Annotated in this window: 10 protein-coding genes; 5 read left to right on the top strand and 5 right to left on the bottom strand. The window is 64.7% G+C overall.

Annotated elements, in window-relative coordinates; all coding sequences use genetic code 11:
- Both ABR948_RS24745 and ABR948_RS24740 read right to left on the bottom strand, forming a co-directional pair.
- A partial coding sequence (locus ABR948_RS24745; protein ID WP_428123077.1) for a PAS domain-containing protein occupies nucleotides 1-1,795 on the bottom strand: 1,795 nt, incomplete at its 3' end.
- A 119-nt stretch (nucleotides 1,796-1,914) separates the two neighbouring features.
- The gene (locus ABR948_RS24740) at nucleotides 1,915-2,913 is read right to left on the bottom strand and encodes an NAD(P)H-quinone oxidoreductase (protein ID WP_428123076.1); all 999 of its coding nucleotides are present in this window, start codon (nucleotides 2,911-2,913) and stop codon (nucleotides 1,915-1,917) included.
- Nucleotides 2,914-3,017: 104 nt separating this feature from the next.
- Between ABR948_RS24740 and ABR948_RS24735 the strand changes: the two genes are divergently transcribed.
- The 3 genes from ABR948_RS24735 (at nucleotide 3,018) to ABR948_RS24725 (ending at nucleotide 5,010) form a co-directional block, all read left to right on the top strand.
- Nucleotides 3,018-3,209 (top strand): DUF1192 domain-containing protein, encoded by a 192-nt coding sequence (locus ABR948_RS24735; protein WP_428123074.1) that lies wholly within the window; start codon nucleotides 3,018-3,020, stop codon nucleotides 3,207-3,209.
- 390 nt (nucleotides 3,210-3,599) lie between these two features.
- Nucleotides 3,600-4,112 (top strand): protease adaptor protein RcdA, encoded by a 513-nt coding sequence (gene rcdA, locus ABR948_RS24730; RefSeq protein ID WP_428123072.1) that lies wholly within the window; start codon nucleotides 3,600-3,602, stop codon nucleotides 4,110-4,112.
- Between the two features lie 61 nt (nucleotides 4,113-4,173).
- On the top strand, nucleotides 4,174-5,010 hold the full coding sequence (locus ABR948_RS24725; RefSeq protein ID WP_428123071.1) for an EamA family transporter: 837 nt from the start codon (nucleotides 4,174-4,176) through the stop codon (nucleotides 5,008-5,010).
- Here the strand turns inward: ABR948_RS24725 and ABR948_RS24720 are convergent.
- A complete protein-coding gene (locus ABR948_RS24720; RefSeq protein ID WP_428123069.1) occupies nucleotides 4,970-5,512 on the bottom strand; it encodes a winged helix-turn-helix transcriptional regulator in 543 nt (180 codons plus the stop codon). The two genes, ABR948_RS24725 and ABR948_RS24720, sit on opposite strands and share 41 nt — an antisense overlap.
- Nucleotides 5,513-5,521: 9 nt before the next feature.
- Between ABR948_RS24720 and ABR948_RS24715 the strand changes: the two genes are divergently transcribed.
- Entirely contained in the window at nucleotides 5,522-6,307 is a 786-nt protein-coding gene (locus ABR948_RS24715) for a hypothetical protein (RefSeq protein WP_428123068.1), read from the top strand.
- 97 nt (nucleotides 6,308-6,404) lie between these two features.
- On the opposite strand, the gene rpmE is transcribed toward ABR948_RS24715, so the two are convergent.
- On the bottom strand, nucleotides 6,405-6,632 hold the full coding sequence (gene rpmE, locus ABR948_RS24710; protein ID WP_428123067.1) for a 50S ribosomal protein L31: 228 nt from the start codon (nucleotides 6,630-6,632) through the stop codon (nucleotides 6,405-6,407).
- 224 nt (nucleotides 6,633-6,856) lie between these two features.
- Here rpmE and ABR948_RS24705 point away from each other — a divergent pair, with 224 nt between their 5' ends.
- Nucleotides 6,857-8,734, top strand: coding sequence for an ABC transporter ATP-binding protein/permease (locus ABR948_RS24705; protein ID WP_428123066.1), 1,878 nt, complete (start codon nucleotides 6,857-6,859; stop codon nucleotides 8,732-8,734).
- A 157-nt stretch (nucleotides 8,735-8,891) separates the two neighbouring features.
- Here ABR948_RS24705 and ABR948_RS24700 read toward each other — a convergent pair.
- Nucleotides 8,892-9,298: GNAT family N-acetyltransferase (locus ABR948_RS24700; protein WP_428123065.1), on the bottom strand; the 407-nt coding region annotated here is incomplete at its 5' end.

Raw genomic sequence — 9,298 nt, 5'->3', positions numbered from 1 at the left:
CCTGCGGCTTGAGGATGCGGGTCAGTCGCCGCGCCAGCGTCAGCAGGATCGAATCGCCGACCGCGATGCCGACGGAATCGTTGACCTGCTTGAAGCGGTCGAGATCGATCACCATCAGCGTCGGCCGCAGGTTCGGCATGGTTTTGGCGAAATTGGCCACCGCGCCGAGGCGGTCGATGAACAATTTGCGGTTCGGCAAGCCCGTGAGGTTGTCATGCACGCTATCGTGCAGCAGCCGTTCCTCGGCGTTCTTGGCCTCGGTGACGTCGGTCAGCGTGCCCACCACGCGCGAGACTTCGCCGTCGGAGCCGACCACGGGCCGTGCTTTCAGCGCGAACCACATGAAGTGTCCGTCGGGGGTGCGCAGCCGGAAATCCTGCACCAGCCGGCCGCGGCGCTGGTCGAGCACGCTGTCGAGCGCGGCGCGAAAGCGGTCCTGGTCGAGCGGATGCAGCACCTCGAGCCATTTGGCGGCCGGGCCTTCCAGCGTGCCGCGTTTGAGGCCGAGCAGGCTTTCGGTCTCGGGGCTGGTGAAGACCTTGTCGGCGGAGACGTCCCAGTCCCAGATCAGGTCACCCGAGCCGGTCAGCGCCAGCGCCCGGCGCTCGACGTCGGAGACGACGCCGGTGGTGGCGCCGCCGCCCGCGAAGGCGTGCTGCATGACGGTAAACCCGATCAGCATCACGATCAGCACGAGGCCGCCGAGCAGGGCTGGGCCGACGATGTCGTTGGTGACGGAGCCGGCGACCGTCATGCCGGCCGCGATCACCCAGACCACCAGCAGGAACCAGGTCGGGATCAAGAGCACCGCGCGGTCGAAGCCGTGGGTCGAGAGATAGACGATGAGGGCAAAACCCGCGAACGCGATCAGCACCAGCGACATGCGCGCGATGCCGGAGGCGACCGCGGGATCGAACAGCGCCAGCGCCACCAGCGAGCCGAGAAAGGCCAGCCAGCCGACGGTGATATGGGAATAACGCACATGCCAACGGCTGAGATTGAGATAGGCGAACAAAAACACCAATAGCGTCGCGGCCAGGATCGCTTCGCCGGCCGCGCGCCAGACCCGCTCGGCATTGTTCGACATGTCGAGCACTTTGCCCCAGAAGCCGAAATCGACGCCGATATAGACCAGCACCGCCCATGCCAAAGCGGCGGCGGCCGGAAACATGATGCTGCCCTTGACCACGAACAGGATGGTCAGCACCAGCGCCAGCAATCCGGAAATGCCGATCACGATGCCCTGGTACAGCGTGAACGAGTTGACCTTGTCCTTGTAGGCGTCGGGCTCCCACAAATAGAGCTGCGGCAGTTTATCGGTGCGCAACTCCGCGACAAAGGTGATGACGGAACCGGGATCGAGCGTGATGCGGAAAATGTCCGCGGTCGCACTTTCCTGGCGTTCGGGACGGTCGCCGGTCGACGGCGTGATGGTCGCGATGCGGGACAATCCGAGATCGGGCCATAACAGCCCTGACGACACGATGCGGTAGTGCGGAGCAACGATCAGGCGGTCGAGCTGGTCGTCGGTGTTGTTGGCGAGCGCGAACACCACCCAGTTCTGTCCGCCCTCACGGGCACGCACCTCGATGCGGCGGACGATGCCGTCGGTGCCCGGCGCGGTCGAAACCTGGATGCGGTCGGTGTCGCTGCGCTGATGATCCAGCACCGCGGTCAGGTCGATCGCAGGCGCGTCCCCGCGGACGCTGACGGCGTCGATGGCCTTCGCCGGTGGCGCGGCGGCAAACATCATGAGGCCCAGCGCGAGGGGCGCAAGGCACCTGATCAGACGCAATGTCAGTTCTCCGCGATCAACATCGTTTGCGGGCGAAGCGAGCCGCCCGACGTTGCCGGATAAATGACATGAATGCGAAGGAAATCAAAGGGTTTCCGGCTGGTCATGGCTCGCGAGGGTTAAACCGCCAACACAATTTTGCCAATATGTTCGCTGGTTTCCATGCGCCGGTGCGCGTCCGCGGCCTTTTCCAGCGGGAATGTGCTGTCCATCAGGGGCTTGATGCGCCCCTCGCGGAGCAGCGGCATCACCTTGGCCTCGATCGCCGCGACCATCGCCGCCTTGTCCGTATTGCTGCGGGGCCGCAGCGTCGAGCCGGTGTGGTGCAGCCGTTTCACCATCAGCTTGGCAAAATTGACCGTCGCCTTGGGGCCGCCGAGCAGGGCGATCTGGACGATGCGCCCGTCGATCGCGGCCGCGTCGTAATTGCGTTCGATATAGTCGCCGCCGACCATGTCGAGAATGACCTGGACGCCCGCGCCCGCGGTCGCGGTCCTGGTTGCGGCGACGAAGTCTTCGGTCTTGTAATTGATGGCGTGGTCGGCGCCGAGCCTGAGACAGGCGTCGGCCTTGTCGCTGGATCCGACGGTGACAATGACCCTGGAGCCGAAGGCCTTGGCCAGCTGGATCGCCATGGTGCCGATGCCGGAAGAGCCGCCATGGATCAACAACGTTTCGCCCGGCTGCAAGGCGCCGCGCTCGAACACATTGTGCCACACCGTCATCAGCGTTTCCGGGGTGGCGCCGGCCTCGAGCATCGACAGCGCCGAGGGGATCGCCATCGCCTGGGCATCCTGCGCGATGCAGTATTGGGCGTAGCCGCCGCCGGCCACCAGCGACATCACCTTGTCGCCGGGCTTGTGCTTGTGGCTGCCGGCGCCGAGCGCCACGACTTCGCCCGCGATCTCAAGGCCGGGCAAATCGCTGGCGCCGGGCGGCGGCGGATAGGCGCCGGATCGCTGCGCGACGTCGGGGCGGTTGACGCCGGCGGCAGCGACCTTGATCAGGATTTCGTTCGGCCCCGGAACCGGCACCGCGCGGGTTTCGGGCAGCAGCACCTCGGGACCGCCCGGTTTGCTGATGCCGATGACGGTCATTTGCGCGGGCAGTTTTTCCATGATTTGTCCTTGGCCCAAGCTTAAGGCATGAGAATTCCAGAGAGGCACCTGATTAGCCAGCGGCGTTGCGGCTGGCAACCGTTTCACTGCCCGGAGTAGAGCCCATGGCCATCGAGGACGACGACAAGCCCCGAAAGAAAATCACCCACGAGATCGGGCAGGACCTCTCGCTGCTGTCGGTCGAGGAACTGAGCCAGCGCATCGCGCTGATGACCTCCGAAATCGAGCGGCTGCAGGCCGCCATGACCAAAAAGCGTGCCTCCAGGGACGCGGCGAACAGTATTTTCAAATCATAGCCACCGTCGTTCCGGCGTTCGCGGGGACGACGGGTTGCGCGTGGCTCGCGCCGCGCCGCGCAGGTTCCACACTCGGCCAGTGGCCGACATGGCAAACGAAGCCTGAAGAAAACCGCTCGTTTACGATCGATTAAGCTTTCTCGGTTATGACTGAAGTCGTCCTGTTTTGGACACCGAGTGGCTCCTGTCCACTCTGTTTGACGCCTCCCTGTTATCAACTTCAAAAGCCGCCGGAAACGGCGGCTCTTTTTTTGGCGTCTTCGTCACCTCGCTGGAAACCATAAAAACGCTTGCGGCTGGACTCTCGCCCGCGAGCGCGCAATGATTTGTTCATCATAAACCGGCGGGCGCTGAAGCCGCCGGCGTAATCAGTGGCGTGAGGCGTTAACTATGTCGGACCGTTCGCAAGGCGAAACCGCGCTCGTACAGTTCAGCGAGCGGCTGACCAACTCCGCGGCCTTCGGTGCGCTGTTCCGCGAAGGCATGGACCTGGTCGAGGAGACCGCCGCCTATCTCGACGGCGCCGGTCGCACCGAGGCCAAGGCGCTCGACCGCACCGTCAGTCTCACTTACGCGACCGAAAGCATGCGTCTGACCACCCGTCTGATGCAACTGGCGTCGTGGCTGTTGCTGCATCGTGCGGTCAAGGAAGGCGAGATGACGCTGACCCAGGCCAATCGCGAAAAGACCAAGGTCAAGCTCAGCGCGGCCGAACCCGGCCCGGACGACATGATCGAAAAACTGCCGCAGCAATTGCAGGACCTGATCGGCCGTTCGATGGCGCTGCAGGCCAAAGTGCGCCGTCTCGACACCACAATCCATGCGCCGGCCACCGAGCGCGCCGCGATCGGCAATCCGCTGGTGCCCCAGCTCAATCGCCTCAAGGCGGCCTTCGAGCGCTAACGCTGGATCATTGGCGGCACCTGCGCTACTCCGCACGCGTCGCTAGAAGAATGATCCGGTCTTGCTAACTCCCTTCGCCATCGGACTGGTGCTGTCGGCCGCGTTGCTGCACGCGGGCTGGAACGCGTTGCTGCGCGGTGGCACGGATCGCGCCCAGTCGATGCTGGTCATGAACATCGCCGTCGGCGTCGCCGGCCTCGCGATGCTGGCGGTCGCCGGCCTGCCGTCATCGGCGGCCGTCTATGTCGTCGCCTCCGGTGTACTTCATCTGATCTATAATGCGCTGCTGGTGCTGATGTATCGCTCCGGCGATCTCGGCGAGACCTACCCGGTCGCGCGCGGAACTTCGCCGGCGCTGGTCGCGCTCGGCGGCAGCCTGTTCGCCGGGGAGTGGATGGGCCTGATGGCGAGCGTCGGCATCGGCCTCGTCTGCACGGGCATTTTCATGCTGGCGGCAGCCCGAGCGGGACGGCTGCACGCGATGAACTTGCCGGCGGCGCTGGCGACCGGCGTCAGTATCGCGGCCTATACCATCGTCGACGGCTTCGGCGTGCGGGCGTCCGGCAACTGGGTCGCCTATGTTGGCGGTATTTTCGCATTCTTTTTAGTGATGCCGCTGTGGTACCTGGCGCGGCGCCGGTTCGCGATGTTCGTGATGTCGCCGGTGGAAGTCGCCAAGGCGGCCAGCGGCGGGCTGATTTCGCTGGCAGCCTATGGCGCCATCATCTGGGCGATGCAGACCGGTTCGATGGGCGCGGTGTCGGCGTTACGCGAAACCAGCGTGTTGTTCGCGGCATTGCTCGGCGCGATATTCCTCGGGGAGCGCCTGACCGGCCTGCGGATCGCGGCCTGCTGCGTCATTGCCGCGGGCGCCGCTTGCGTCGGCTGGCACTTCTGACTTCGCCCCGCGCCGAAACGACGGCGTTGGACGGTGACAGCTCTGCAAAGAATGCGCGGGTTCGAGCCGTCGCGCCGGGACCGGGATGAAACCGCACGGTCTCCGTGCTCATCTCGACGCCGCCACTGTTCAAGCTGACCGGCGACACCGGCCGGCCTGCCTCGTCGGTGATGAGGACCGGCGGCCGGTTTGCCGATACCCAGGCATCGCCCCACTGCATCAGGGCGACCATGGCCGGCAGCAGCGCACGCCCCCTTTCGGTGAGCTGATAGATCGGACGCCGTGCCGATCCGCTGCGCTCGATGATGCCGTTCGCGGCCAGACGCTCCAGCCGCGCCGCGAGGATGTTCTTCGCGATTCCCAGACTTTTCTGGAAGTCGCCAAAGCGGCGAACGCCGAGGAAGGCATCGCGAACGATCAATAATGTCCACCAGTCCCCCACCACCGCGAGCGTGCGCGCCAGTGAGCAGTTGAGTTCGGAAAGGTCTGTCTTGCCGGGCATGGTTGCAGAATGAAACCTTTTGTCATATGGTTTCACTCTGCAACTAAATTGGCTGCCAAGCAACAGGAGGTGGGAATGACGGACTCTGCTCCAGCAAGGCTTGATCTCGGCCGGGAATTTGCCGGGCGTGACATTCGGGTTTCGAATCTCACCGCAGGCGGCGCCTGCGTCGCGCTGGGTTCGCTCGGCGTCACCGCGACGAGCGTGCTGTACGCGCTGTCTCCGCCCGCAGCGGCCCTGCCGGCGCAGCCATTCGATCAGGCCGCAGCGTTGGCCGGTGCGGTCGCCGGTCAATCCATCATGCGGATGGCCGGAACGATCGGTATTTTCTCGGATATCGTGATGGCGGTAGGCGCGCTTCTTGTCGCGTTTGAATTGGCGCGGCGCGGGAGAGGATTGGCTGTCGCCGGCTGGGTCGCGATTGTCCTGAGCATCGTCGTGTTTACATTCGTCGACGCGATTGTGGGGTTTGTATTGGGCCCTATTGCCGCGATGCGCGACGGTGCCGGCGCGTTTGTAGGGTTCAAGCGTTTGCTCGATGCATTATTTTTGCTGGGGACCATGGCATTTGGAGGCGGCGCCATACTCGCATTGATGAGCGAAATGCAGGCGCGGGCGCCGATCGCAAGCAAGCCTTTGGCGGTGATGGGCGTGTTGGCCGGGTTAGTCGGTGTGCTGTCCGCGGCGGCCTGTTTTGCAGGCTTTCCGTTGGAACAGGGCGTCGGCATCAGTATCGGACTTGGTTCCGCGATTTTTGTCGCGATCGGGGCGCAGGTAATGCTGAAACCGCAATAGAACCATGCCCGCGTCTGTTCCAGCTTCGTAACGAAAAACGCCCCTGAACCGGGCAGGGGCGTTTTGACATCTTGCCGGGAAGAAGGCTTCGACGCCCTCAATCCTTCTTGAGGAAGCCCGAGAACTTCTTCTGGAACCGCGACACGCGGCCGCCGCGATCGAGCAACTGCTGGGCGCCGCCGATCCAGGCCGGGTGCGACTTGGAGTCGATATCGAGGTTCAATTTGTCGCCTTCCTTGCCCCAGGTGGAGCGCGTCAAATATTCGGTGCCATCGGTCATCACGACCGTAATCATATGATATTCCGGGTGAATTTCGGCTTTCATGACAGATCCTTCGGCGCGCCGGCGCCTGTGTTTCGATGGCAATAGTGACGGATTTGGGCGGCTCTATAACGCAGCAAGCCCGTCAAAACAAGCCATCGATCCGCACAAGTGTCACCATAAGCCAACTATCTTCGAAGGTATCTTGCCCCGCCCCAATGCCCCGGATTTGCCAGCGGTGACCGCGGCGCCTATCTGGGGGTGGCAAAGCGATTGGTTGGGATTTCATGAGCGCAGTGGAACGGCTTGAAGACCGGCGTGACGACACGCCGCCGCGGCACGATTTGGCCGCCGACGAGACTTCCGCGCTCGAGGCGGGCTCCCCGATCGAAGCGGTGTTGACGCAATCGCCGGCCAAGAGCAGCGCGCGGCTTCGCCCGCTGCTGGCGCTGGCGCCTTATGTGGCGCGCTACCGCGGCCGCGCCTGCCTCGCTCTGGTGTCGCTGACGGTCGCCGCGATCACCACCTTGCTGGTGCCGGTCGCGGTGCGGCGGATGATCGATTTCGGTTTTACGCCTGAGGGCATCGCCAGGATCAACAGCTATTTCAGCGTCATGATCGCGGTGGTCGCGGTGCTCGCCGGCGCCAGCGCATCGCGCTACTACCTCGTCATGACCATCGGCGAGCGCATCGTCGCCGATCTGCGCCGCGACGTGTTCGCGCATCTGATCTCGCTGTCGCCGGCGTTCTTTGATTCCGCGCGCAGCGGCGAGCTGATCTCGCGGTTGACCGCCGATACCACCCAGATCAAATCCGCGGTCGGCGCCTCGGTGTCGATTGCGCTGCGCAACTTCATGATGTTCGCCGGCGCCGCCACGATGATGGTGATCACCAGTCCCAGGCTTTCAGGCTTCGTGCTGCTGGCGATTCCGGTGATCGTGCTTCCGCTGGTGGCATTCGGGCGCTGGGTACGGCGGCTGTCGCGCAACGCCCAGGATACGCTGGCGGATGCGACCGCCTATGTTTCCGAACTGATCGGCGCGATCCGCACCGTGCAGGCCTATACCGGTGAGCCGGTAGCCAATGCGCGCTTCGGCAGCGAAGTCGAGCAGGCCTACGATGCCGCCTGCAGTTCGACCAGCGCGCGCTCGGTGTTGACCGCGATCATCATCTTCATCGTCTTTACCAGCGTGGTGCTGATCCTGTGGATCGGATCGCATGATGTGCTGACCGGCTCCATCAGCCCGGGCCGGCTCGGCCAGTTCATCCTGTATGCGGCGTTTGCCGCGGCGGCACTGGGCCAGCTCAGCGAGGTCTGGGGCGAGATCTCGGCGGCGTCCGGCGCCTCGGAACGGTTGTTCGAAATTCTTCGCGTCAAATCGCAGGTCACGGCCCCGGCCTCGCCGCGCCCGATGCCGGTGCCGGCGCGCGGCGATGTCAGTTTCGAGGGCGTCAGCTTCGCCTATCCGATGCGGCCGGAGGCGCTGGCGGTCGACGGCGTTTCGCTGTCGGTGCGCGCCGGCGAGAAGGTCGCGATCGTCGGCCCTTCGGGGGCCGGCAAGAGCACGCTGTTTCACCTGCTGCTGCGGTTCTACGACCCGGCTGCCGGCACCATCTCGTTCGACGGGGTGCCGATCAGGGCCGCCGATCCCCATGAAGTGCGGGCACGGATCGCGCTGGTGCCGCAGGAATCCGTGGCGTTCGCCGCGACCGCGCGCGAGAATATCCGCTTCGGCCGGCCCGAGGCCACCGATGCCGAAGTCGAGCGCGCCGCCGATCTGGCGCATGCCACCGAATTCATTCGCCGCCTCCCTGAGGGATTCGAAACCCCGCTCGGCGAGCGCGGCGTCACGCTGTCGGGCGGCCAGCGCCAGCGCATCGCGATTGCGCGCGCCATCCTGCGCGACGCGCCGCTGTTGCTGCTCGACGAGGCCACCTCCTCGCTCGATGCCGAATCCGAGACCCTGGTGCAGACCGCGCTGGAGGAATTGATGCGCCACCGCACCACGCTGGTGATCGCGCATCGGCTGGCCACCGTTCTGTCCTGCGACCGGATCATGGTGATGGACCAGGGCCGCATCGTCGAGCAGGGCACCCACGCCTCGCTGGTCGCCGCCGGCGGGCTTTACGCGCGGCTGGCAAGGTTGCAGTTCGAGGGGGTGTGAGGGCGCAGGTCGCGTACTCCACACCGCCGTCATCACCCGCGAAGGCGGGTGATCCAGTACTCCGTGACATCTCGATTCTATCTCAGGAGCCGGCGTTTACTGGTTACCCCGCTTTCGCGGGGTATGACGACTGAATGTGGCGATGCGCCCAGTGGCGCTACCCCTTCCACTCCATCCGCAGCACCGGCCGGCCCGAGGTTGGATTGACGTCTTCACCCGCCGGCACAAAGCCGTTGCGTTGGTAGAAACGGATCGCTCTGGCGTTGTCGGTGTTCACCAGCAGCGAGATGTGATCAGGCGACAGGCGCTTGGCCTCGTTGACCAGCCTGTCGGCGAGCGCGCTGCCCCAGTGCTGCGGGGCGACCACCAGCTGATCGAGATAGCCGGACGCATCGACGGTCACGAACCCGGCCAGTGCGCTCGCTTGTTCCGCGACCATGATCGCCGCATTCGGCACCAGCTCGCCGCGCCAGCGCTCGCGCCACCATGGCACGCGCGCGGCGAAATCGATCGCGGGATAGGCCTGCTGCCAGGTCTCAAGCCACAGCGCGATCGCGGCGTCTT

It is taken from the genome of Bradyrhizobium sp. (assembly GCF_050014615.1).
Lineage (GTDB): Bacteria > Pseudomonadota > Alphaproteobacteria > Rhizobiales > Xanthobacteraceae > Bradyrhizobium.
The sequence above is the reverse complement of the archived record's forward strand: the minus strand, read 5'-3'. Positions and strand labels throughout refer to the sequence as shown.